Origin of the sequence: Nitrosopumilus sp. (genome assembly GCF_025699255.1) — an archaeon.
Lineage (GTDB): Archaea > Thermoproteota > Nitrososphaeria > Nitrososphaerales > Nitrosopumilaceae > Nitrosopumilus.
On sequence record NZ_JAILWA010000002.1, the window covers coordinates 122,522 to 145,326 of the forward strand.

A 22,805-nucleotide genomic window follows, 5' to 3' on the forward strand; every position below is an offset into this window, starting at 1 on the left:
ATTTACCAAATATCTGCTTAGACAAATTTTATTGAACCATAACCTACTACTGACTCTGTATCCCCTGATACGTCTCCGCTTGTTGCATAGCTTAACAGTTTACCTTTTGTTGCACCCATTTCTTTACATGCAATCATAGCTGATGCTATTGCTCCATAACCGCATGCAGTAACTCTTTTTTCATACAACACTTCATAGAATTTTTCTATATTCATATCTAAAATTGGCTCTATCAATGCTTTGTCTTGTTTATGTGCAAAAGAATTTTCTTCATAATGTGTAAAATCAGATGAGGCGATGATTATTGCATTCTTCTTTTTTGCAATTTCATATATTGCATTTCCAACATCAATTGCAGTTTTCATCTCTTGTGAACGCAAAATTATTGGAAGAATTTGAAATTCATTTGAAAGTATTTCTTGTAACATTGGAATCTGTACTTCTAAACTATGATCTTGGGAGTGAGAATATTCATCTATTTCAATAAATTCAGATATTTCTGCTACTTGTTTTGCTGATTCTGAGTCTATCTGAACTTTGCCTAATGGAGTCTGCCATTGGGCATCAATCATCGTAGCGGCATTTTTTCCTATTCCAAAATGATTTGGTCCGATAATTATTGCAAGTTCTGGGCTCTGAGATGCGATTGCCTTGTAAGAATGACATGCCGTGGGACCTGAATACCTGTATCCTGCATGTGGGCAAATAACTCCAAAAATCCGCTCCTCTGATTCTGCCGAATCTGTACCTGGGCCAAACTGGTGTTTAAAACAAGATTTGATCATTTTTTCTAGATCTTCTTTATTATCTGGATAAAATTGACCTGCAACAACTGGTTCTCTAATCATTTATTTTTCTGTACCTCTATTTTATAAAAAATCATTAGATGATTCTCTAATAATTTTCCCATTTGGAGTTTCTTCTTTGAAAATTATTCCCTCGAATTTTGATATTCTTGTTGTCATATCCTTCCATGCATTTTTTTCTAATCCTGCTTTTTGACATGTATATTCAAGAAATTCTTCTACATTCCAATCATATTCAATTGGAACTTGTGGCAATAGCAAACCAGACGCATACGAATTTTCTACAATTAAACCATCTCTGCCAACTTTGATCTCTTTGAGATACTCTGAAGACTGATTTACTTTAATCTCCATTGGAGTAGTAAGTACAGTCACTTCAAAAACAATCTTGTCTAATTCATCTATGGTTACTGGATTAAAGCGCGTATCTTGTGTTGCAGCTGATACTGCTGCATCAATTAATCCATTAGATAATTTCTTTACAGGAAGAGGATATCCTATACATCCTCTCAATGAATCTTGTTTGTTTAATGTAACAAAAACCCCTGAACTAAAACCAAACTTTGAATTAAATTCACTATCATTGATTTTTGAATTATTTCTTAAAAATTCAGAAACAGCTTTTCTTGCCATCTTTACTAATTCTTCTCCATCAGAATCAGAAATTTTCATTGATTCTCTCATACTTGTTAAATATGTAAAAACACAATAAAAAACATTGACAACTTTACTTGGGAAAGAAGCTGAGCTTTATGAAACATTACCTGATGATAAGGTAAAATGTACAGCTTGTGCACGCTATTGTGAGATTGGTAAAGGCCAAATTGGTTTATGTGGAATTCGAGGAAATGAAAATGGCAAATTACAACTTTATGCATACGGAAAGGTGATTTCTGGTCATGTTGATCCGATTGAGAAAAAACCTTTGATTCACTATAATCCTGGCAGTAAGGTCTATTCAATTGCCACAACAGGATGCAATTGGCTATGTAGGTATTGCCAGAATTCTGATATCAGTCAGAGAAAAACTGTGGAAGGTATTGATATGACTCCTGAGCAAGTTGCAAATACTGCAGTAAAGTATGGCGCACATGGTATTGCATATACCTACAATGAACCATCAATCTTCATAGAATTTGCGCGTGATTGTGGAATTGCTGCACGAAAAAAAGGGCTGTTCAATGTTTTTGTCTCAAATGGTTATGATACTCCCGAATCAGTTTCGATGATGAATGAATTTCTTGATGGAATCACTGTTGATTTCAAGGGAAGTGCCGAAAAAGAATTTACTAGAAAATTTATTGGTGTTCCTGATCCTCAACCAATCTTTGATACTCTCTTAGAAATTAGAGATAAAACAAAAATCCATGTAGAAATAACTGATTTAATCATACCCAAAGTTGGAGATGATATAGAGCATGCAAAAAAACTTTCCAAATTTATTTATGATGAGTTTGGACCTGAAATGCCAATTCATTTTTTGAGATTTCATCCTGATTATAAAATGATGGAGTATCCAAGTACTCCTGTTGAAACTTTGGAAAAACATTATCAAGTTGCTAAAGATGTTGGTCTAAAGTATGTGTATTTGGGAAATGTCCCTGGCCATAAATGGGAGCACACCTACTGTTCTGAATGCAACAAAATTGTTGTAAATCGATATGGGTTTAGTATTAGAGAATGGCATCTTGACAAGAACAATTGTTGTGAATTTTGTGGCAATCGTATTCCTATAGAAGGAAAATTACAAGAAGGTTACAAAGAAGATCGTTTTCAGTTTGTTTCTTAGCAAATACTATTAGATTTGAAATATTTTTAAACTAAATTAAGATCCAAAAAATTTTTGAAGGTTATTTTTTAGGCAATTCAATAGTAAATGTTGTAGGATTGTTTTTGACAGATAATTTACCACCATGCTGTTCAACTATATTTTTACTAATGCCTAATCCCAAACCTGTTCCCTTAGCTTTTGATGAAAATAGTGGTTCAAAAATCTTAGACATTATATTATCTGGTATGCCTGGCCCTGTATCACTTATGTGAATTAGTACAGAATCCAGATTGTTCTCCAAATCGATTGAAATTTTACCTTTATTTTCCATTGCATCAAAGCTATTTACAATAATATTGACAAAAATAGCTTGAAGTTTCCTAGCATCACAATTAATTTCTACATCCTCTTTGAATAACTCAATTTCTACATCCTCAGGTACATTTACACTTGAGACAGAGTCGTTTAGAATTTTTAAGAGTGAGTGTCTTGCCAAATTCAATTCTTTTGTTTTTGCAAATTCCAATACGTCTTCAATAATATGATTCATATCCAAAATGGAACAATTTGTTCTACTTAGTCTTTCTTGAATGATTTTATCATCTTTGAATTTCATTTGTAAAAAGTCCAAATTTCCTTTAATTACCGTTATTGGATTACGTAAATCATGTGCAAGTCTAGATGCCATTTGACCAATAGCATAGATCTTTTCAAGTTTTTGAACATATTTTGATTCACTTCTCAATATTTGCAAAATTGCGTAAATAGTCATGAGATATATTGCAGCATTGATTATGGGAAAAACTATTTCTAAAATTGCTTTTTGTCGGTTTGTCTCAGCTAATTCAAGATTAATGGTATTGGTTAATTTTTCAGCAGCATCAAGTAGTTCAACCTCAATTCGTTCATGTTCAATATAATAAAATTCATCTAAAGGTTCACCTACAATGGTTTTCTCTTTTAATGTATTTGCAAGATTATGAAATTCATTGAAACTAGTTTCAACTAATTTCAAATCACTTGAGAATTTATTTGGAAGAGGTTTTAATTCATTTCCAAGAAATATACCTCCATTTTTCAAAAGTGAAATATTTTCTCTATATTCATTGAAAATATTATCAATTCCCTTTGACTCTAATAATCCTGAAGAAAATTCATCCATTTCATGTAAAGCAAAAGCAGTATAGAATCTATTCTTCCCAGCAACATTGAGGTATGCTCCATAATTTTCTTTTTCAGAGTCAATACTGTATAATATTGAAAAGCTTACGATTACTGAAATTATTTGGATTAGTACTAATCCTACAATCAAAGTTTTTGGTTTCAATAATTGGAAAAAACTAATTTCAAATTAAAGTGTTCATAACTTATGCAAATTTACTGTTTTTTTGATAATTTAGACATGAATGTAAGTATCAAATTAGATGTGAAATGGGTATGTAGTTTGCGAGTATTTTGAAATTTTGACATTCAGTTTGTATGTTAAAACAAAAAAGAAAAAGTCATTGAACTTTAACTGATTTTTTCTTCTGAGGAGATGTTGGCTTGCTCTTTGGAAGTGTCACATCTAAAACTCCATCAGTTAATTTTGCTTTAACTTTTCCAGGAATGACCTTTTCAGACAACGGTACGGTCTGATAATATGACATGCTGTGTCTTTCTTTTCTGAGGTAGTTCTTCTTCTTTTCTTCTTCTTTATGTTCTCCTGTTACTTCAATTGAATTGTCTGTAACATTGAGATTGATCTCATTTTTCTTTAATCCAGGCATGTTCATCTTCATTCGAAACTGTTTTCCTTCATCAATCACATCACATCCAGCATCCTGCAATTTTGGAAAAGATGAAAAATCTATTCTTGGAAAAGAAGAAAATGATTTTTCTAATTCGTTTCTAAAATTGTCAAAAACCCTGTCAAATTCTGAAATACTAGATTTCGCTGGTGATGAAGCTAGTTTTTTTACAGGTTTTTTTGCCATGTACAAGTAGACATCAAAATATATTTCAAGTCTTTCGTTAATTTTCAAAAATGATTCTCAGGTACTAAAATCATTTTACTATGACTGATGCCTTGGCCCAAGGATGTATCATACAAAAATAATCATATTTGCCAACTTTCTCAAATTTATGTGAGAATGTTTCATCTGATAATATCAATCCGCTATCAAATAGATTATCTGGTCCATTGACTATGTTTCCGCTTGAAACAGTATGTGCAGAAGAATCATCATTTCTCCAAATTATTTCTCCACCTTTGAAAATTATTACTGTTGAAGGATCATAACACTTGTCTACATCCTCACATCCTGGAACTGAAGTACCTGCTGGAATGCTGACTAATCTTGATGGAAGTTTGGATGTTGTGTATTCTTTTACTTCTTCTCCTATCTCTTTTACTTCTTTAGCTGCTTGTTTTGTTTTATCTGTGACTTTTTCTATTGCTTCTGTGCCTGACTTTGAGAGTTCCTGAATTTTTTCACTAGTCTCTTTGCTTACTTCTTTTATTGGCTCTGTTGTTCTTTCTAAGGTGACCGGAATATCTGCAGGAACACCAGTTCCACCAGTTGCTAAAAATCCTAAAGCCATGGCAACTACAACAAGAGAAACTATGATTCCTGCTCTATCCATAGAAGTCAATGCAATTATTTTGTAATATTGATAAAAAAACAAAGCATCTGATTGTCAAAAATGATAATGTCGGACTAGTTTAACTACAAAGATTGCTATACAAAATTATGGCTGATAGTTTCTGTCATTGCGGTTCATGTGGCCATGAAAAAATATCTGAATGTTATACTAAACAGTGTACATGTTGTCTAAATGATCACCAAGGTCCTTTTGACACGAATAGATGATTAAACCATCATCTGGTTTTATGAGAAATATTTTTGAATTTATTTATGAAAATTCCCTTCCTTGTGGGATGTACATGATTTAACAAGTACTCCATCATGATCCTGAATTTTACATCCACAAGAGAAGATTATATGCATCTAATGTATAATATCAAAAATACCATAATAGATGCAAGTCAATAATTTACGCTGACAATATAGAATTCTATAGTTATTTGTGATTTACAAAAATCTAGTTTGTTACATAAAATCATTGCAACTTTGTTTTATGAAATTATATGTTACAATATTCATGGCTACAAACTTCCTTGAGCATGACAATTTCTCATTTACAAAGATTCTATTGTCAAAAGAAGTAGCAGATATAATAAAACAGGTTGTTCAAGAGTCTAACACAATTATTCCTCAAAATTGCAATGATAGGGAGAATTCCAAAGGAGAGTATTATGCCTAATTCTAGAAAATTTCAATGCAGTCCAAATTGTTGGTGTAAAAAACCAAGATCTAATGAATACACTTACTCATAATTTTAGGTACTGAATCTAAATAATATCAAATTTGCCGTTATCTTTGGCCTTGTAAATTATATCTGGTCTTCTGAGAAATATTCCTGATTCTAAGACTCCTGTAGTTTGTTTAATTTTCTGTGTAAGTGCCTTGGGATTTTTTATTGTTCCAAAATCACAATCTAAAATTATGTTTCCGTTCTCTGTAAAGAATGGGTAACCTCTGTCAAGTGATCGAATCTCTGCAGTACCTCCAAGTTTTTTGATTGAATTAATTACAGAATTTCTTGCAAGCGGATGAATCTCCACAGGAACTGTTCTGTTAAAATTTTTTACAAACTTTGTTTTATCTGCCATCACTACAATTTTTTTTGCAAGACTAAACAAGATATTTTCTCGCAGTAAAGCTCCTCCGCCACCTTTGATGACATATTTTTGTGAATCAATTTGATCAGCTCCATCAAATACAATGTCAATGTGCTCTACTTGATCAGCTTCAACTAGTGGAATGCCTCCTTTTTCTGCAATTAATTTGATTTGCAATGATGTTGGAACTCCTTTAATGTTGTAATTTTTTAGCTTGATTAGTTTTGAAAGTGATTTTACCAGTGCAGTAGCTGCTCTGCCGCTACCTAACCCAACAACAAAATCATCTTTTACAAATTTTAAAGCGTCACTTGATAATGCCTTGATGGCATCATCATAAGACAATTACTCTACCTCAGCTTGATCCAGTTTTGACAAAACTCTCATGATGTCACCTTTGATCTTATCTAAATCATCTGCATCATCATCAAAGTCATCATCTGCTGTAACTGGTTTTTCTTTTATTGGTTCTGGAAGTGCTTTATGTTCTGTAATCTTTTGTACTTCCTTGTTCAAGTCTGGTTTAGTCTCAATCTTTACTTCTGGTTTTGGAGATACTGACTGAATAATTTCAATTTTATCCTCAACTTTTGGTTTTGGCTGAACAATTTCTTGGATGATCTCCTCTTTTGGTTTTACAGTTTCTGCAGGAATTATCCTTGGATGTGGCATTGGTTTTACAACCTGTTTTGTTTCTTCTTCAAATAATGGGAATTTTGGTTCTTTTCTTGAAACGTTTGTAAGAGTTGTTAATTCAAATGACTGTCTTGATCTTGTAGGAGGAATCTCAATTGGTTCTGATTTTGTTTGTTTTGGTTTATCAAAATTAAATACATTAGAAATTTTCTCTTTTGTTTCTTCTTTGACTTTTGGAATCTTAACTTCTGGTGCTTCGACTTTAGCAGTTGTCATCTTTGAGGACAACTCGTATAGTCTGTCATCGAGTTTTGATAGTTTTTGATCCATCAGAGTTATCAATCCGTCACCAACTGGACCCAAGTCTGGATGGTGGCTTGCTTGCTCAAGCTTTTCTAGCTTAGCTAGGACAATTCCTAACTGATGTTGATACTTTAGTAACAGCTTGTCTTTTTGGATTTTAGAAAATTCAGTATCTGCTTGATATAATCTTGAAATAGTTTTAGTTAGAATATCTTTTTCAATTTTCAGTGAATTGATTTGACTTTTGATATGTGAACTTGCACCAAGACTTAGTAATTGGTTTTTGTCTCTTGGCATCTTACGTACAGCAGCTGCTGTTGCAACACCGGCTAATGAGCTAAGAATTAAAACAATTTCTTGCATCTATGTATACCATTTAATCCAGGAATACTTTCTGCGTTTAGCCTCTGGGAATCCACAACTTGCACATTGGTGATGACGTTTGTGAAGTGAGTTTTTACCACATCTTCTACATCTGATGTGAACTTTCTTCTTTGTAAAACCACCCATAGAAGTTGTGCCTTTCGTCATTGCAAATCACCTAATTTTGTGCTGGTGGAGGAGATATCATAACTACATTGTCTCCTCTGACTACAATGCTGCCGAGGCTCTTAGAATCGCCTTCAGTGGGAATTTCCTCTGAAGAATCGAGTAGCAGGTTCATGTGTTGGTCAAAACCTAAGAGATTACCTCTAATGGTCTTGTTTCCTTTGAGTTTTATCAATACTACTTGATTGATACTCTCATCCAATACTTTTACTGCCATATCAACGGACATCTATTTCACTTATTGACTTGCATATCAAGGGATTATATTAAATTTCCATTGGTGAAACTATGAGCTATGCCCAGTAAGGCAAGTTTGACACTTTTTTCCAAGATTTTCGACGATTTCAGCTAAAATTACTCTTCCGTCTTTCTTTGTAGCTTTTGTTGGATCCCCCCAAATTCCATTTTTGGTAGCTTTAGGAAATGATTGATTTGCAAGTTTTCCAATTTTTGTAATTTCTTGTTTTGTCATGCCATCAGTGATCAATCCTTTTTTAGCCAAATTCATTTTGACATTTTTTGATATGGCCAACATCAACGATGTTTCTACAAATCCTGCATGATCAAAGTCTCTTTGCATAAAATGCCAGTAAGACAATGGAAATACCTTAAGTTTGTTATTTGATAATTTTTTGAGTTTGATATCTAGATTCTTTATAGGCTTTAGGTTTCCATGATGACCATTAATTATGAAAACTGTTTTAATTTTATTTGAAAGTAAAGACTGACATAAATCAGTTAAAACTGCACGTAAGGTTGACTCTCTAATACTTAGATTGAAAAAAGGAGCATGCTCAAAAGATACTCCGTAGTTTAGTGTTGGAAACAATAGATATCTGAATTTTTCTGAGATCTGTTTTGCTACTTCAGTTACAATATCTGAATCCGTTGATATTGGCAAATGTGGTCCGTGTTGCTCAATTGAGCCTACAGGAATTACTGCAACTTGTTTCTTATTTGAAATTGATTTTCTGAGTATTGGATCAAACTGAGTTTTGATATCTGTCATTTAATTCACTTTGATTTTATGTGAACTTTTCTCCAACGAACATCAAGCTTGTTTTCAAGATGCATCTTCATTGCTTTGAGTAATGTATCTGCTTCTAACTTTTGTCCTTTAGATTTCATTTTTTCTAGTGTATCATTTGGATCAACCTTGAAAGAATCTTGGAAAATTATTGGTCCTTGATCCAAGTTTTCTGTTACATAATGAGATGTAACCCCGACAATCTTTGTACCTCTTTCAAATGCTTGTGCATATGCAGAAGCTCCTGGAAATGCTGGGAGTAATGATGGATGAATATTGATAATCCTATTAGGATACCTCCAAACAAAGTTTGGACTAAGTATCCTCATGTATCTTGCAAGTGAAATCAAATCAATGTTATACTGTTTGCATACTTGAATTATTTTCTCTTCTGCTTTGTCCTGAACTTTATCTTCTATTGCAACAAATGGAATTTTTGCTTTTTTTGCAAGAGGTTCTAGTGTTTTTTCGGTACCGATGATCACTGAAATCTTTCCTTTCAATGACTTTGCGTTTGCAAGAATCGTTTGCAGACAAAGTGGCTCTTTTGTTACAAAGATTGCAATGTTTTTCTGTGAATTTGTTTCATGGTGTGTACTGACATCCATCTTTTCTTTTTTAGCTAGACTTTGAATGTCTGAATCAAATCTTTTGACATCTACTGCTTTTGAAAATGATACTTCAAGATACATTCCAAAAAGACCTTTGATTACATTTTGATTTACTTTTTCAATGTTTCCGCCCTTGGAGAATGCAAAATTTGTAAATGTAGCAACAATCCCTTCTCTGTCTTTGCCTACTACTGTAATTCCCACTACTGTCTTTTTCATAACTTTGTTTGCTGAAGATTTTCTCATTATTAATCATTCACAGAAATCAAAATGGTGCGGGAGGTGGGATTTGAACCCACGAAATCCTGAGATATAGGGTCCTAAGCCCTACGCCTTTGACCAGGCTGGGCGACTCCCGCAACGGACTTGCCATTAAACACAAATTTATCTATTATTGCACAGTAATGTGGCGAAATTTTTTGGAACAAATGGAATTCGTGGAGTCTTTGGTGAAGATTTTACATTAGAATTTGTTCATGACATGACACTTGCTATTGGAACATATTTTGGAAAAGGACCTGTACTGATTGGATATGATGGACGAGAATCAAGTCCTGTAATTTGCAAAGTTGTAAGTTCTGCACTAAATTCTATAGGCATTGATTGCAATGTTGCAGGACTTGTACCTACTCCTTGTCTAGAATACGCTGTCAAGAGTTTAGGATATTCTGGAGGTCTGATGATAACAGCATCTCACAATCCTCCAAAATATAATGGAATCAAACCTTGTGCAAAAGACGGAGTAGAAATCTCACGTGAGGATGAACTAGTCGTAGAAGATATCTATTTACAAAAAAAATGGCTTAAAAAACCTGCTTCGTGGGGAATTACTGGTACTGAAAACACCGCAATTGAAAATTATCTGGAAGGAATTATTTCACATATTGATTCTAAACTAATAGAATCAAAACATTTCAAAGTTGTTTTAGATTTGGGCAATGGTGCACAAGCAGTAACTGCACCAAATTTTTGTGAATTACTTGGATGTCAAACATTTCTTGTAAATCCAAAAATAGATGGAACATTTCCAGGACGTGGTTCTGAACCAACACCACAAAATCTTTCTGAACTTTCAAAAACAGTAAGGGAAAACAATGCAGATCTTGGAATTGCATTTGATGGTGATGGTGACAGAAGTATTTTTTGTGATAACAATGGAGATATTTTAACTGGAGATAAATCTGCACTTGCACTCACACAACACATTCTAAAGAAAAATCCGAACTCACTTGTAGTTACTTGTCTTAATTCTGGTTCTAACATTGAGGTTTTAGCAAAACAGTATGATTCCCAAGTAATTAGAACTAAAGTAGGAAGCGTTGAGGTTTCTAGAAAAATGGTTCCAACTGATGCACTAATTGGATTTGAAGAAAATGGCGGTTACATGTATGGTAAACATAATCAAGTAAGAGATGGTTGTATGACTTTGGCATTGATGCTTGATTTATTGGCCTACTCTGGAAAGCCCCTATCTGATTATATTTCTGATTTGCCTCCTTCTTTTACCACCAAAGATAAGGTTCCATGTTCTGCAGAAATGGTGTCGACATTGATCTCTTCTCTAAAAGAGGAATTTCCAAACTCTGATACTTCTGACGGAATAAAGATAACAATCGATCCTAAAAATTGGGTAATGATAAGACCAAGTGGAACAGAACCTATTGTAAGAGTATATGCAGAAGCTGAAAGTAAGGAGAAATTAGATACTTTGATGTCAGAATATCTAAAAAAAGTCAGTTCCATTATTTCCCGATAACACTTTTAAAACCAAACGCATCGATGGATAGAATGGAGAATGAACCCCTAGGGTGACGAAGTATGGGAAAAGCATATTATGTTAAATTTGAGACGCCAGAGGACCTCGTAAATCCAATCTTAGAGGCCGTTAGAGTATCATCTACAAGCGGTAAAGTCAAGAAAGGAACCAACGAAGCAACCAAGGCAATTGAACGTGGTACTAGTAAACTAATTGTAATTGCTGAAGATGTTGAACCACCAGAGGTAGTAGCCCATCTTCCAATTTTATGTGAGGAACAAGGTGCAGCATATGCATTTGTTCCAAGCAAAGAGGAATTAGGCAAATCATTAGGTATTGATATTACTTCTGCCGCTGCAGCAATTTTGGATGCAGGTGATGCACAACATATTGTAGATCAAGTTGTATCATCCATCGCTAAAATTAAAGGCGGTAAGACCGAAGAATGAGTCAAAACGCTGAAGAAGTAGTTCAATCTGAAATTATTCAAATTGTTGGTAGAACCGGTATTGCTGGTGAAGTAATTCAAGTTAGAGTTAAAGTTCTTACTGGTAAGGATAAAGGTAGAATTCTTACAAGAAACGTCAAAGGTTCTGTTAGAATGGGAGAAATTCTCATGCTAAGAGAAACTGAAAGAGAAGCAAAGAAAATCAAATAGGTGTTTAGATGAGTCTTTTAGTTAAACCATGTAATTTCTGTGACAGACCTGTTGCAAAAGGTTCTGGTACAATGCTTGCAAAAAATGATGGAACCGTATTATGGTTCTGTTCTGCAAAATGTAAAAAGAATGCACTAGTCTTAAAACGTGATCCAAGAAAACTGAAATGGACAAAAAAATACGTTAAAGGCGGAATTAGAAAGAGTTAGAGTTGACTGAACAATCATTATTCATTGTAAAGCCAGACGCAGTAGCTAGAAATCTAGTTGGCGAAGTCATTTCAAGATTTGAAAGAAAGGGTTTCAAAATTTTGAAACTAAAGATGTTTACATTCACTCAAGCACAAGCAGAAAATTTTTACGGTGTTCACAAAGACAAACCATTCTTTGGCGAACTAACATCCTTCATCACATCAGGACCTGTTGTAGCTGCAATCATTGAAGGAAACAATGCAATTGCAACAACTAGGATAATGATTGGTGCAACAAAATCATTTGAAGCCGAACCTGGTTCTATCAGAGGAGACTTTGGATTAGGATTTAGTGAAAATATTATTCATGCATCAGATTCACAAGAAAGTTTTGATCACGAATCGAGGGTAGCATTTGAGTGATCTGATTTGCAAATTCGTCAGCCCATAGTGGCAGTTCTTGGTCACGTAGACTCTGGAAAAACATCTCTTTTAGATAGAATTCGTGGAACGGGTGTTCAAGGCAGAGAAGCAGGTGGCATTACTCAACACATTGGTGCAAGCTTTCTTCCAACTGATACCATCAAGGAAATGTGTGGTCCACTATACAAAAAACTAGAACAATCAGAAAACAAAGTTCCGGGTATCTTGGTAATTGACACACCAGGACACGAAGTTTTTACAAATCTTCGTTCTAGAGGTGGTTCAGCAGCTGATATTGCAATATTGGTAGTAGATGTTAATCGAGGATTTCAACCCCAGACAAATGAAAGTTTGAAAATTTTACAGAGCAGAAAAGTTCCGTTTGTTGTTGCACTAAACAAATGTGATCAGATATCTGGATGGAGAAAATCTGATACAAAATTTATCTCACAAGCAATCAAGGAACAAGATGCATCAGTTCAGACAGATTTGGATCAAAAAGTTTACGATGTGGTTGGAACTTTGTCTATTTTGGGATACAAGTCTGAAGCATTTTATCGTGTAGAAGATTTCAAATCTGAAATTGCTATTGTTCCAATATCTGCACGTTCTGGTGTCGGAATTCCTGAACTACTCAGTGTTTTGGTAGGATTGACACAACAATATTTGCAAAAGAGACTGAACCAAGAAGAGAAAGAGCCTCGTGGTATTGTACTTGAAGTAAAAGATGAAGTCGGACTAGGACAGACCGCAAACATTATTCTCATTGATGGTACAATCAAAAAAGAAAACAGCATTGTTGTTGCAAAACGTGATGCAGTAATCGTAACAAAACCAAAAGCTTTGCTGTTACCTAAAGCACTTGATGAGATGCGTGATCCGCGTGACAAATTCAAGCCAGTTCCACAAGTAGAAGCAGCAGCAGGACTCAAAATTGCATCCCCTGAATTAGAAGGTGTTCTTCCAGGAAGTACGTTATATGTTGCAACAAACAACGATGAGATTGCCAAATACACCAAACTCATTGAGTCTGAAATGAAATCAATGTTTATTGATACTGAAACTAATGGAGTAATTCTAAAATGTGATACTATAGGCTCACTTGAGGCTATAGTTGAGATGTTAAAACGTTCACAAGTACCAGTTGCAAAAGCAGACATTGGTCCTGTAACTCGACGTGATGTAATAGAGGCAAAAGCAATCAAAGAAAAAGATAGACACCTAGGAATTGTCTTGGCATTTAATGTCAAGGTCTTGCCTGATGCAAAAGAAGAATCAGAAACAAGTCATATCAAAATATTTGAAGACAAAGTAATCTACAGCTTGATTGACAACTATAATGCTTGGGTTGAAGAAGACTCTGCAAATGAAGAGGATGCAATGTTTGCAGAACTCACACCAATCTCCAAATTCTCATTTATGAAAGGAATGGTGTTTCGTAACAATAATCCTGCAGTATTTGGGGTTCGTGTAGATGTTGGAAATCTAAAACACAAAATTCCGTTTATGAACATGAAAGGACACAAGGTTGGATACATTCACCAGCTTCAACTAGACAAAAAGACAGTGTCTTCTGCAAAAGCTGGAGATGAGGTTGCATGTTCAGTCAAAGATGTAACCATTGGTAGACAAATCTTTGAAGAAGAGGTGTTCTACACATTTCCACCATCTCATGAAGCAAAACAAATTCTCAAAAAATTCATGCACAAGCTAAGCCCTGAGGAACTAGAAGTTTTCAACGATATAGTAAGAATTCAAAGAGAAATAGAACCAGTTTACGGTTACTAGATTAAAAAAATAAAAAGATCTTGATGTTATCCTTTATGCTTCTTCAGGAACTGGAACCTCTGGTTCTGTTGGTTCTTCTGGAACATCACAAGTTAATGCACCACTTTCGTCTGTAAATGGTTCATAGTCATCAAGATGTTTTTTTGCATGTGCGGAATTTGCTGATACAGAGATTAAACTGACAGAAGATTCATCCTCTGGAGTATCTGGATCATCCAACTCTACATGACAAATACTAATCTTTCCTGCTTTTGCTTTTTCATTTGCATTATCATTGGGTGCTGCCATTGCTGGTGCAAGAGCTCCCATTCCCAAAATAACTGCAAACATTGCAATTGCAGCGATTGTAAATGTTGTTTTCATTAAATAATCATACTGATTACTAATCATATTCTTGATGGTGTGTTATCTGAACAAATTTTACAAAATAGAGTGAGAAAAAACGAACCAAAAAGATTCTAAATGAAAAAAATGATTCTAATTGAATTCATATTCGAGTTTTGATTTGGTCAATGATTCTTTCATTTCTGAAGAACCATTTGATGCTCTTTTGTTAATTCTAGAAAGTACTCTGTTTGCAATTTCTTCTCCATGTTCTGAACGTAAATGTTTCATCATGCTGGTACGAACTCGTCCAAATCTCTGTTTATCTGATATTATAGCATCTTCACATGCGAGTTCGCTTAGTGCTTGTTTCTCCAAGCTATTTTTCCCCGACTTTTTCATCTAATATCTTACTGATGAATTCAGAAAAATACCAATAGCTGTTCAAATTGAACTACAAAAAATTGTCTTAATTGGAGTGTTTCTTGCAAATCATGTGTATTCCTGGTGCGCCTACTGCTCCCATCATTTTATCTACAATCTGACCTGACTTGAACATGATAAATGTAGGAATTGACTGTACTCCAAACCTCATAGAGATATTTTGATTGTTATCGACATTGACTCTTGCAAATTTCACCTTTGGATATTTCTTTGAGAGGCTTTCAAATACTGGATGCATTGATTTGCATGGCCCACACCATTCTGCCCAAAAGTCTACCAGTGTTGGATTTTCAGCAGATACTATTTGATCAAAATTTGATTCATTCAAATCTATAATTCCAGGCTCGATTTTGGGCTCTGGTTTTGGTTTGAGCATATCTTCCATCTTTTTTTGCATAATTTTTGCAATCTCTGGATCTTCAGACAATATGTATCAAAAATCAGTTCTACTAAAAAATCTATGTTGATTATTCACTTTCTGTTTTTATTGGAATTGCTTCAAATCTTCTTGATTTGCAAATTGGACATTGATCAATGTATTTTGTGAAACTTACTGAGGTATATGCAATTCCACAATCACCGCAAATTCTTAGATTCCTAGCTAGTTTGCCCATTATTTAGTATCAAAAAGTATTGTGATTAAAACTTAGCTTTTATTTTCTACCAGAATTGCCACCATGGTTTTACAACTGGTTTTTGCACAATAGTACACACACCTTCAATTAGTTTTGTTCCAGGACCGCAAATTCCAAACTTTTTCTCTACTGGTTTTGGCTCTTCTAGTCCTACTGCTTGGTAAATTGATTCATACTCTGAAAAGTTATCATCAAACCATTTCTTGTATGTAGCTTCATTGTTGTATCTGTCAACATAGCTTTGCGGATCTTTTGTCTCATCAACAAATGATGCTGGTATTTGTAATGGCTCTTCTAGTCCTACTGCTTGGTAAATTGATTCATACTCTGAAAAGTTATCATCAAACCATTTCTTGTATGTAGCTTCATTGTTGTATCTGTCAACATAGCTTTGCGGATCTTTTGTCTCATCAACAAATGATGCAATTCCTAATTCTTCAGGTTCTGTAGTTGGTTCAGGTTCTTCAGGTTCTGTAGTTGGTTTACTGTCAAATACATCATTTACAGTAATACTTAGTGCTTCACTATCTGAAAGACCATCTTTTTTAGCAACAACATCAAAGGTGTATGTTTTTCCTCCATCAGAACTAGATGGCGTCCATGAAAAGACACCTGTGTTTGATATGATTTTGGCACCACCAGGAGGACTGTTTGCTAAGCTAAATACCGCGTCTTTGACTGAATTATCTGTTAGTTTGACTGTAAATAACAATAATTTGCCTTCGTCTATGGTTAATTTTCCTAGTGGGCTGATTTGAATATTGGTTGATTTTGGAGTTGCAGTGAATTCATTTGATGGATCACTTGTTCCTACATCATTAATTGCTGAAACTCTGTAAGTGTACATTGAATTTATTGAAAGATTCTTGTGAGAATATGTTCTAGTTGTGCTCTCTGAATCTGCTACAAGCGTTGTATATGAACCGCCATCTTTCTTTACTTCAATTTTGTAGCCTATAATTGGAGAATTTCCATCCTCAACTGGTGCACTCCATGCGAGATTAACCTGAGATGACGAAACAATAGTTGCTGTTAGTTTGATTGGTGGTGATGGGACTGATACATCAACTGCAGTTGATGTGATTGGATCTTCTGTAGTATCAGTTGAATCATCTCGTGGTGTTGCCGAAGCTGTTGGTGATTCACTAGTCTGACCAAATCCAATCTCTGCACTTACTGCAAATGTGTATTCTTTGTCCGTTGCTAAACCTGTTACAATAAATGATGTTGTTCCAGCATTTGTATTTCCTACAGAGTCATACACTCCTGGAATTACTTCACGTTTAATTTCATATCCACTTATTGGTTGACCAAACGTTTCAGATGGTGGCAGCCAAGAAAGTTTGATTTGACTTGGAGAAATTGCAGATGCTGTCAATGCTGTGGGTGTTGTTGTGTGTTGGGGTTTTGCTGAAACAAGAGATGTTGAATCACTAGTACCTACTGAGTTTATTGAATAAACACGATAATAGTAAGTGTCATCAGAATCTAACCCATTGTGGATAAAAGATGTTGATGTACTTTCAGAGTTTTCTATTGCTGTAATGTAATCTCCTGAACCGATTCTATATTCTATTTTGTAACCTGTAATATCTGGAATGTCACTATCCATCACCGGTTCTTTCCATGTAATTATAATCGAAGTTGGTGAGACTGGTTTTGCTTTAGGACTTTCAGGCCTGTCTGGAAGTGAAACACCAGATCCTGAATCTAGACTAAATACTTGAATTCTGTCATTATCTGAATCTGCAACAAACAACAAGTCATTGATTGTATCTAGTGCTATTCCCAATGGGGTATCAAAACTACCATTTGTCGTTCCTGCAGAGCCAAACTCCTCAACAAAACAAACACCATCTACCACTTCTTCTGTACTTGATGGACAGGTAGTGCCATCAACTATCTCGAAAATTTGAATTCTGTTGTTATCCGAATCTGCAACATAAAGCAAATCATTAGAAGAATCATATGCAAGTCCTGCAGGATCATTGAATTCTCCCTCATCTGTTCCAGAGGTTCCAAATTCTTTTACAAAACAAACACCATCAACTACTTCATCTGTTCCATTAGGACATGTAGTACCTGTAACTAATTCAAAGACTACAATTCTGTCATTGCCTGAATCTGACACATACAGCATCTGTTCTGAATTATCAATTATCATATATGTTGGATTTTGAAAATCATCATTTCCATCAAATGAATCAAACTCAAACATAAAATCACCATCATCATCAAAAACAGATATTGAATCTGTGTCAATGCTAGATACTAGAATTTCATTTGTTGACTCTTGTATTACTATACCTTTGGCAGAACCTAGGTATTCATCCACTCCGCTATCTGAAGAACCAAACTTTAATTGAAATTCACCATCATCATCAAAGACTTGAACTCTTTCATTGTTTGAATCTACAACAAAAAATTGTCCCAAAGCATCACGAGCTATTGCAAGTGGATTGTTAAACTGTCCATCCCCATCATCGTTTGCTCCATCTGCATTATCATTACAATCATTAATTGATGCAATATCACAAAATGTTCCATATTCAAAATCAAAATCACCATCGTCATCAAAAACACTAATTCTGTCATTATTGCTATCGACTACATAGATTTTGTTTGCATTAACATCTAAAATTACATCTGTTGGATCATTGAATTCATCATCATCTGTACCAGTTGTTCCAAACTTGAAGGAAAATTCTGGTTCTGCATGTGCCATTTGCAGTGACACAAAGCAAAGTGTGAGTAAGAAACCAAGTAAAATTTTATTTTTCAATTCTAATTATCTCCCTAGGTTCAAATTTAATAAATCAGATAATAAATTTCACTACCCATTTGATCAATTGAGATTTACTATTTCTGAAAGATTTTTTTAGATTTTGATGTATTTTCTTGTTTTGAAAATAATTATTGCTGGTGCAGCTACATACATTCCCAAATTCATCAAAATCACACCAATTCCGTATCCTACCACTTCTGATTCTGATTCAGCATATGACATTACAGATAAAGTTGATAGCATTGGCGTTATTCCAATCTTTACCATCTCTTTGAAGACTGGGCTTTGTCTTTCCAAATCTGCAATATGTGGAGAGAATGAATAGTATAGTGAGTTAAATCCGCTCATAAATGAGGCCCCTGATTGGGTGTTCATCAACTGGTTGTCTCTGATTTCACGTAACAGCTGTACTTGTGGTGCCATCTCTGAGCCGTATGCTGCAGTAGCTATCAGACAACCTCCGCCTTGAGGTTCATCTATAATTACACAGATTCCATCAACGAGATCAGTGCCAGGTCCACATTCACCAAACTCTTCTTCTACAATTTCTTCCTCGTCTAGTCCTACTGCTTCATAAATTGTAATGTCTGGATATGTTTTATCAAACCACTCTTTGTATGTGGTTTCTTTATTGTATCTATCAACATAGTATTGAGGATCTAGATTTGGATCAACAAATGGTGCTAATTCTTTTGGCTCTTCTAGTCCTACTGCTTGGTAAATTGATTCATACTCTGAAAAGTTATCATCAAACCATTTCTTGTATGTAGCTTCATTGTTGTATCTGTCAACATAGCTTTGCGGATCTTTTGTCTCATCAACAAATGATGCTGGTATTTGTAATGGCTCTTCTAGTCCTACTGCTTGGTAAATTGATTCATACTCTGAAAAGTTATCATCAAACCATTTCTTGTATGTAGCTTCATTGTTGTATCTGTCAACATAGCTTTGCGGATCTTTTGTCTCATCAACAAATGATGCAATTCCTAATTCTTCAGGTTCTGTAGTTGGTTCAGGTTCTTTAGGAGTTTCTTCAGGTTTTGTTGGTTCTTTTACTGGTTCTTCATATGCTTTTTTCACGGTGATTGAAATTGATTCTTTATCTTCTTGACTTCCATGTGTTACTATAATATCAAAATTGTAAATTACATCTTGAATGTTCCCTTGTGATTTTGATGGAGTCCAAACAAATTTTCCGGTACTTGAATCAATTGTAGCTCCTGTCGGTGCATTCTTTAAACTGAAAACTGGATTTTCAATTGAACTATCTGTAATAGTTGCTGTAAATGTAATTGTTTTTTCTACATCAACAGTTTTGTTCGGAATTGTATTTAATTGCAAAATTGCATCTGGAACTAGAAATACTCTGTCTCCGTCATATTCTAACTTGATTGTAAAGCCATCTGATTCTTGTTGTGAGTCTACAAACCCTGTTGCATTGTAAATTCCTGCACTCTTGAAAAAGTTAGATACTGGTCTTGGTATTACTGAAAATTCCCCTTCTGCTGGGGTTGGATCAGATAACATCCCTTCAAAGTTTCCATTACCATCGCGAATTATGACAAAAATAACCTCTGTGCCGTTTTGTGTTCCGATAAATTTCATGTTTTCCTCATCTGTGTAAAAGCTCTTTTCAAGAGTCATTGAAGTCACAATAGCATAAGCTGGAGTTAACATTAGGAAAAATAATGAAAATACTGCCAAGATTCCTATTTGCGTTCTCACAATTGTGATTTTGCTACTTTGGCTTTTAAAAAATACGACTAATTTGTTCTATAGATTTGAGAATAATATTTCACCCTTCTTACAAATCAAGTAAAAATTTCATGTAAACTCCTCCATTTTGCTTTATTTCCATATCGTAAAATGTGGGTGCCTTGATTTCGACTTTGAAATTATGCCTTTTGACATCTAGTGACTCCCCAAATGCTATTGCATTAATTTTGTATTCACCGTTTTGTATAATGTCAAATTCTACTCTCTTGATTGCAAAACCTTCTGTGATTAACAGAAACGGAATCTCTTCAAGCCAACTAAACAAGAGATAACGAAGATCTTTTCCACTAGCTGTAAACTCTTTGCGTTCTTTTTCTTCTACTTTGTCTTGATCTAATGTTAGATTGATTTCTGCATCTGCAGCTACTGCAAACGCTTCTTTGAGATCCTTTGCGGTCACTTCAATAATCGCATCAGTTGCATGATCTAAAAACTTGTAACTCAATTGAAAATTTGTAATCTTTCTGATTATTAATTTAGGTGGTATTACTCTGCTTTCTCATCTAGTTCTATTATTCCAAACATGTTACCTTCAGTATCTGTACACTGGGCAAACCATCCAACTTTAAGAATTGGCATTTTGGGGATTATCAAATGTCCTCCATTTTCTGTGATTTTCTTTACGTATTTGTCTAGTGATGGAACATTAATCGTATTTGTCATGCCCATTTGTCCTGGCATTCTTTTTGACATTCCGCCATCAATTCCTGGTTGCTCTTTTCCTGTCTTTGCCATCCAATAATCTATTGGACCATCCCATTTCTCAAACTTCCAATCAAAGACATTACTGTAGAATTTTTGTGCTCTTTTTGGGTTGTCTACTGGAATATCAAAATGAGATATTCTTGGCATATTGTTTTGATTAAATTCAATTATTTAAAAATGAGTATTCAGAATTTTAAAATTAGAATACGTAAAACCATTTTCATGAAAGCCACATTTTTTGATGGTAAAAAAATGAATTATGATGAAAACTATCCTGATCCAAAACCTGGTGAAGCATTAGTCAGAGTTAACTTGGCAGGAATTTGTGGTACTGATTTGGAAATTCTATCTGGATACATGGCGTATAATGGAGTGTTAGGTCATGAATTTGTAGGAACTGTGGAGAAATCTGCAAATTCTGAATTGATTGGAAAGAGAGTTGTTGGTGAGATTAATGCTGGATGTAACAAGTGTGATTATTGTAAAAAAGGAATGGATAGACATTGTCCTAACAGAACAGTTCTTGGAATCTTAAAACGAGATGGTGCATTTGCAGAATTTCTTTCATTGCCTGAAAAGAATCTACATGTAATTCCTGATTCTATAACTGATGAACAAGCAGTATTTGTTGAACCGCTAGCTGCTGCATTTGAAATCAAAGAACAAGTCTCATTACAACCGCAATGGAGTGTCGCTGTAGTTGGTGATGGAAGACTAGCTCAGTTAATTATTAGAGTTCTAAAATTTACATGTCCAAATATTACATGCTTTGGTAGACACAAGAGCAAGCTTGAGAGTTTGATAAATCTTGGAGTCAAAATAAAAATTGACATAGAACCATCTGATGAGCAATCATTTGATTTGGTAGTAGAAGCCACTGGAAGCAATTCTGGATTTGCAGATACAATGAAACTGATAAAGCCTCGAGGAACCGTTGTGTTAAAGTCTACTATTGCATCAAGAGAGAATCTTGATTTGACACCTACTGTAGTTAATGAGATAACTTTGGTTGGATCTCGTTGTGGACTGTTCAAACCCGCAATCGATGCACTTGCTACAGGGATGATATCAGTTGACTCTATGATTGACTCTACTTTTTCTTTGGAAAAGTTTTCAGAAGCAATAGAGCATGCAAAGAAGCCCGATACACTCAAGGTATTTCTCAGACCATAATGATTATACACAAAATATGCCTGTAAATTACACGTAAGGTAATTTAGTAGGATTCTGATCCCAGAAGCAAATGGAACCTTTTGACTCTTTTCTAGTTTGGATTGCCGAGTTTTTAGGAGATCATCTCTATGAGGGAATTTTCTTGGCAGCTTTGCTTGAAACTATAATTCCGCCAATTCCTACATTAGCAGTATTTCCAACTGCTGGTTTTTTGGCATCGCAGCAAGGAATTACAATCCTTGGATTAATTCCCATGATAATTCTTGGTGCAACTGGTGCAACCATTGGAACCTCTGCAATCTACCTGATTGCACTAAAGCTTGGACGTGTTGTCTTGTTACGATATCTGAGATTTGTTAAAGTCAATGAAAAAAAACTGGAGCGAGTTGAAATTTGGTTTGAAAAATATGGAGACAAGGCAGTATTTTTGGGACGAATGGTTCCGGTAATGAGAGAAATGATTTCTATTCCAGCCGGATTGCTCAAAATGAGAATTCCAAAATTTGTATTATACACATTTGCAGGATCTTGTATTTGGTCTACTGCAACAATTTTGTCTGGATATTATTTTGGCGAGGCAATAGGATTTACCACTAACGAAATTACACAGTTGCCTTAAATATGAAAAATGCACAATTAACCATAACATCCTATTTTGTTTGGTGGATGATGACAGGAATTCTTCAATACTCCCCTAGTAGATGAAGAATTTCTGTTTTTT

General features: G+C 34.7%; 28 protein-coding genes and 1 tRNA gene. 9 read left to right on the forward strand and 20 right to left on the reverse strand.

Annotated elements, in window-relative coordinates; all coding sequences use genetic code 11:
- Positions 1-17 precede the first annotated feature (17 nt).
- Complete coding sequence (locus K5781_RS02725) at positions 18-848, reverse strand: MEMO1 family protein (protein WP_297440469.1); 831 nt, start codon at positions 846-848, stop codon at positions 18-20.
- A 21-nt stretch (positions 849-869) separates the two neighbouring features.
- Positions 870-1,490: a TIGR00296 family protein gene (locus K5781_RS02730; RefSeq protein ID WP_297440471.1), complete on the reverse strand. Its 621-nt coding sequence runs from the start codon at positions 1,488-1,490 to the stop codon at positions 870-872.
- A 34-nt stretch (positions 1,491-1,524) separates the two neighbouring features.
- Here K5781_RS02730 and amrS point away from each other — a divergent pair, with 34 nt between their 5' ends.
- Positions 1,525-2,595 carry an AmmeMemoRadiSam system radical SAM enzyme gene (amrS, locus tag K5781_RS02735; protein WP_297440473.1) on the forward strand — a complete coding sequence of 357 codons (1,071 nt, stop codon included), beginning with the start codon at positions 1,525-1,527 and terminating at the stop codon, positions 2,593-2,595.
- Positions 2,596-2,656: 61 nt separating this feature from the next.
- On the opposite strand, the gene K5781_RS02740 is transcribed toward amrS, so the two are convergent.
- From K5781_RS02740 to K5781_RS02785, 10 genes are all read right to left on the reverse strand, one after another.
- On the reverse strand, positions 2,657-3,904 hold the full coding sequence (locus K5781_RS02740) for a HAMP domain-containing sensor histidine kinase (protein ID WP_297440475.1): 1,248 nt from the start codon (positions 3,902-3,904) through the stop codon (positions 2,657-2,659).
- A 175-nt stretch (positions 3,905-4,079) separates the two neighbouring features.
- Positions 4,080-4,601, reverse strand: a complete 522-nt coding sequence (locus K5781_RS02745; RefSeq protein WP_297440477.1) for an Hsp20/alpha crystallin family protein — start codon at positions 4,599-4,601, stop codon at positions 4,080-4,082.
- A 22-nt stretch (positions 4,602-4,623) separates the two neighbouring features.
- Positions 4,624-5,202 carry a protease inhibitor Kazal-type gene (locus tag K5781_RS02750; RefSeq protein WP_297440868.1) on the reverse strand — a complete coding sequence of 193 codons (579 nt, stop codon included), beginning with the start codon at positions 5,200-5,202 and terminating at the stop codon, positions 4,624-4,626.
- 769 nt (positions 5,203-5,971) lie between these two features.
- A complete protein-coding gene (rpiA, locus tag K5781_RS02755; protein ID WP_297440479.1) occupies positions 5,972-6,646 on the reverse strand; it encodes a ribose-5-phosphate isomerase RpiA in 675 nt (224 codons plus the stop codon).
- Positions 6,647-7,603: a hypothetical protein gene (locus K5781_RS02760; protein ID WP_297440481.1), complete on the reverse strand. Its 957-nt coding sequence runs from the start codon at positions 7,601-7,603 to the stop codon at positions 6,647-6,649.
- Positions 7,604-7,771, reverse strand: a complete 168-nt coding sequence (locus K5781_RS02765; protein ID WP_008297772.1) for a 50S ribosomal protein L37e — start codon at positions 7,769-7,771, stop codon at positions 7,604-7,606.
- A gap of 10 nt (positions 7,772-7,781) precedes the next feature.
- A complete protein-coding gene (locus K5781_RS02770) occupies positions 7,782-8,018 on the reverse strand; it encodes an LSm family protein (protein WP_297440490.1) in 237 nt (78 codons plus the stop codon).
- Between the two features lie 57 nt (positions 8,019-8,075).
- The gene (locus tag K5781_RS02775) at positions 8,076-8,798 is read right to left on the reverse strand and encodes a creatininase family protein (RefSeq protein WP_297440492.1); all 723 of its coding nucleotides are present in this window, start codon (positions 8,796-8,798) and stop codon (positions 8,076-8,078) included.
- A gap of 5 nt (positions 8,799-8,803) precedes the next feature.
- The gene (locus K5781_RS02780) at positions 8,804-9,646 is read right to left on the reverse strand and encodes a formyltetrahydrofolate deformylase (RefSeq protein WP_366847869.1); all 843 of its coding nucleotides are present in this window, start codon (positions 9,644-9,646) and stop codon (positions 8,804-8,806) included.
- A gap of 52 nt (positions 9,647-9,698) precedes the next feature.
- Positions 9,699-9,786 (reverse strand) — tRNA-Leu (locus K5781_RS02785).
- A gap of 47 nt (positions 9,787-9,833) precedes the next feature.
- Here K5781_RS02785 and glmM point away from each other — a divergent pair.
- From glmM to infB, 6 genes are all read left to right on the forward strand, one after another.
- Entirely contained in the window at positions 9,834-11,183 is a 1,350-nt protein-coding gene (gene glmM, locus K5781_RS02790) for a phosphoglucosamine mutase (protein WP_297440498.1), read from the forward strand.
- A gap of 62 nt (positions 11,184-11,245) precedes the next feature.
- Positions 11,246-11,632 (forward strand): 50S ribosomal protein L7Ae, encoded by a 387-nt coding sequence (gene rpl7ae / locus K5781_RS02795; RefSeq protein ID WP_179361099.1) that lies wholly within the window; start codon positions 11,246-11,248, stop codon positions 11,630-11,632.
- On the forward strand, positions 11,629-11,841 hold the full coding sequence (locus tag K5781_RS02800; protein ID WP_179361100.1) for a 30S ribosomal protein S28e: 213 nt from the start codon (positions 11,629-11,631) through the stop codon (positions 11,839-11,841). Before rpl7ae ends, K5781_RS02800 begins: the two co-directional genes overlap by 4 nt.
- Before the next feature lie 8 nt (positions 11,842-11,849).
- Positions 11,850-12,050 carry a 50S ribosomal protein L24e gene (locus K5781_RS02805; protein ID WP_297440505.1) on the forward strand — a complete coding sequence of 67 codons (201 nt, stop codon included), beginning with the start codon at positions 11,850-11,852 and terminating at the stop codon, positions 12,048-12,050.
- A 2-nt stretch (positions 12,051-12,052) separates the two neighbouring features.
- Entirely contained in the window at positions 12,053-12,454 is a 402-nt protein-coding gene (ndk, locus tag K5781_RS02810) for a nucleoside-diphosphate kinase (RefSeq protein ID WP_297440507.1), read from the forward strand.
- Between the two features lie 6 nt (positions 12,455-12,460).
- Positions 12,461-14,242 carry a translation initiation factor IF-2 gene (gene infB, locus K5781_RS02815; protein WP_297440509.1) on the forward strand — a complete coding sequence of 594 codons (1,782 nt, stop codon included), beginning with the start codon at positions 12,461-12,463 and terminating at the stop codon, positions 14,240-14,242.
- A gap of 33 nt (positions 14,243-14,275) precedes the next feature.
- Here infB and K5781_RS02820 read toward each other — a convergent pair whose 3' ends face one another.
- The 8 genes from K5781_RS02820 to K5781_RS02855 all read right to left on the reverse strand — a co-directional run bounded on the left by K5781_RS02820 (position 14,276) and on the right by K5781_RS02855 (position 21,058).
- Complete coding sequence (locus tag K5781_RS02820) at positions 14,276-14,605, reverse strand: hypothetical protein (RefSeq protein WP_297440511.1); 330 nt, start codon at positions 14,603-14,605, stop codon at positions 14,276-14,278.
- A gap of 114 nt (positions 14,606-14,719) precedes the next feature.
- Complete coding sequence (locus K5781_RS02825) at positions 14,720-14,968, reverse strand: hypothetical protein (protein WP_297440513.1); 249 nt, start codon at positions 14,966-14,968, stop codon at positions 14,720-14,722.
- A 67-nt stretch (positions 14,969-15,035) separates the two neighbouring features.
- Entirely contained in the window at positions 15,036-15,437 is a 402-nt protein-coding gene (gene trxA / locus K5781_RS02830) for a thioredoxin (RefSeq protein ID WP_297440515.1), read from the reverse strand.
- A 40-nt stretch (positions 15,438-15,477) separates the two neighbouring features.
- The gene (locus K5781_RS02835) at positions 15,478-15,624 is read right to left on the reverse strand and encodes a hypothetical protein (RefSeq protein ID WP_297440517.1); all 147 of its coding nucleotides are present in this window, start codon (positions 15,622-15,624) and stop codon (positions 15,478-15,480) included.
- Positions 15,625-15,670: 46 nt separating this feature from the next.
- Positions 15,671-18,427 carry a fibronectin type III domain-containing protein gene (locus tag K5781_RS02840; RefSeq protein ID WP_297440520.1) on the reverse strand — a complete coding sequence of 919 codons (2,757 nt, stop codon included), beginning with the start codon at positions 18,425-18,427 and terminating at the stop codon, positions 15,671-15,673.
- Positions 18,428-18,523: 96 nt separating this feature from the next.
- Positions 18,524-20,155 (reverse strand): Ig domain-containing protein, encoded by a 1,632-nt coding sequence (locus tag K5781_RS02845; RefSeq protein WP_297440522.1) that lies wholly within the window; start codon positions 20,153-20,155, stop codon positions 18,524-18,526.
- A 79-nt stretch (positions 20,156-20,234) separates the two neighbouring features.
- A complete protein-coding gene (locus tag K5781_RS02850; RefSeq protein WP_297440525.1) occupies positions 20,235-20,651 on the reverse strand; it encodes an archease in 417 nt (138 codons plus the stop codon).
- A gap of 41 nt (positions 20,652-20,692) precedes the next feature.
- Positions 20,693-21,058, reverse strand: coding sequence for a VOC family protein (locus tag K5781_RS02855; RefSeq protein ID WP_297440527.1), 366 nt, complete (start codon positions 21,056-21,058; stop codon positions 20,693-20,695).
- 75 nt (positions 21,059-21,133) lie between these two features.
- Between K5781_RS02855 and K5781_RS02860 the strand changes: the two genes are divergently transcribed.
- Positions 21,134-22,084 (forward strand): alcohol dehydrogenase catalytic domain-containing protein, encoded by a 951-nt coding sequence (locus K5781_RS02860; protein WP_297440529.1) that lies wholly within the window; start codon positions 21,134-21,136, stop codon positions 22,082-22,084.
- Between the two features lie 70 nt (positions 22,085-22,154).
- Positions 22,155-22,703, forward strand: coding sequence for a DedA family protein (locus tag K5781_RS02865; protein WP_297440530.1), 549 nt, complete (start codon positions 22,155-22,157; stop codon positions 22,701-22,703).
- The last annotated feature ends 102 nt before the right edge of the window (positions 22,704-22,805 follow it).

What these genes read in the sequence shown, in the direction of transcription:
- K5781_RS02725 (WP_297440469.1), bottom strand. Translation starts at nt 848, where the DNA reads ATGATTAGAGAACCAGTTGTTGCAGGTCAATTTTATCCAGATAATAAA.
- K5781_RS02730 (WP_297440471.1), bottom strand. Translation starts at nt 1,490, where the DNA reads ATGAGAGAATCAATGAAAATTTCTGATTCTGATGGAGAAGAATTAGTA.
- K5781_RS02750 (WP_297440868.1), bottom strand. Translation starts at nt 5,202, where the DNA reads ATGGATAGAGCAGGAATCATAGTTTCTCTTGTTGTAGTTGCCATGGCT.
- K5781_RS02760 (WP_297440481.1), bottom strand. Translation starts at nt 7,603, where the DNA reads ATGCAAGAAATTGTTTTAATTCTTAGCTCATTAGCCGGTGTTGCAACA.
- K5781_RS02765 (WP_008297772.1), bottom strand. Translation starts at nt 7,771, where the DNA reads ATGACGAAAGGCACAACTTCTATGGGTGGTTTTACAAAGAAGAAAGTT.
- K5781_RS02770 (WP_297440490.1), bottom strand. Translation starts at nt 8,018, where the DNA reads ATGTCCGTTGATATGGCAGTAAAAGTATTGGATGAGAGTATCAATCAA.
- K5781_RS02775 (WP_297440492.1), bottom strand. Translation starts at nt 8,798, where the DNA reads ATGACAGATATCAAAACTCAGTTTGATCCAATACTCAGAAAATCAATT.
- K5781_RS02780 (WP_366847869.1), bottom strand. Translation starts at nt 9,646, where the DNA reads ATGAAAAAGACAGTAGTGGGAATTACAGTAGTAGGCAAAGACAGAGAA.
- rpl7ae (WP_179361099.1), top strand. Translation starts at nt 11,246, where the DNA reads ATGGGAAAAGCATATTATGTTAAATTTGAGACGCCAGAGGACCTCGTA.
- K5781_RS02800 (WP_179361100.1), top strand. Translation starts at nt 11,629, where the DNA reads ATGAGTCAAAACGCTGAAGAAGTAGTTCAATCTGAAATTATTCAAATT.
- K5781_RS02805 (WP_297440505.1), top strand. Translation starts at nt 11,850, where the DNA reads ATGAGTCTTTTAGTTAAACCATGTAATTTCTGTGACAGACCTGTTGCA.
- K5781_RS02820 (WP_297440511.1), bottom strand. Translation starts at nt 14,605, where the DNA reads ATGAAAACAACATTTACAATCGCTGCAATTGCAATGTTTGCAGTTATT.
- K5781_RS02825 (WP_297440513.1), bottom strand. Translation starts at nt 14,968, where the DNA reads ATGAAAAAGTCGGGGAAAAATAGCTTGGAGAAACAAGCACTAAGCGAA.
- K5781_RS02835 (WP_297440517.1), bottom strand. Translation starts at nt 15,624, where the DNA reads ATGGGCAAACTAGCTAGGAATCTAAGAATTTGCGGTGATTGTGGAATT.
- K5781_RS02855 (WP_297440527.1), bottom strand. Translation starts at nt 21,058, where the DNA reads ATGCCAAGAATATCTCATTTTGATATTCCAGTAGACAACCCAAAAAGA.
- K5781_RS02860 (WP_297440529.1), top strand. Translation starts at nt 21,134, where the DNA reads ATGAAAGCCACATTTTTTGATGGTAAAAAAATGAATTATGATGAAAAC.
- K5781_RS02865 (WP_297440530.1), top strand. Translation starts at nt 22,155, where the DNA reads ATGGAACCTTTTGACTCTTTTCTAGTTTGGATTGCCGAGTTTTTAGGA.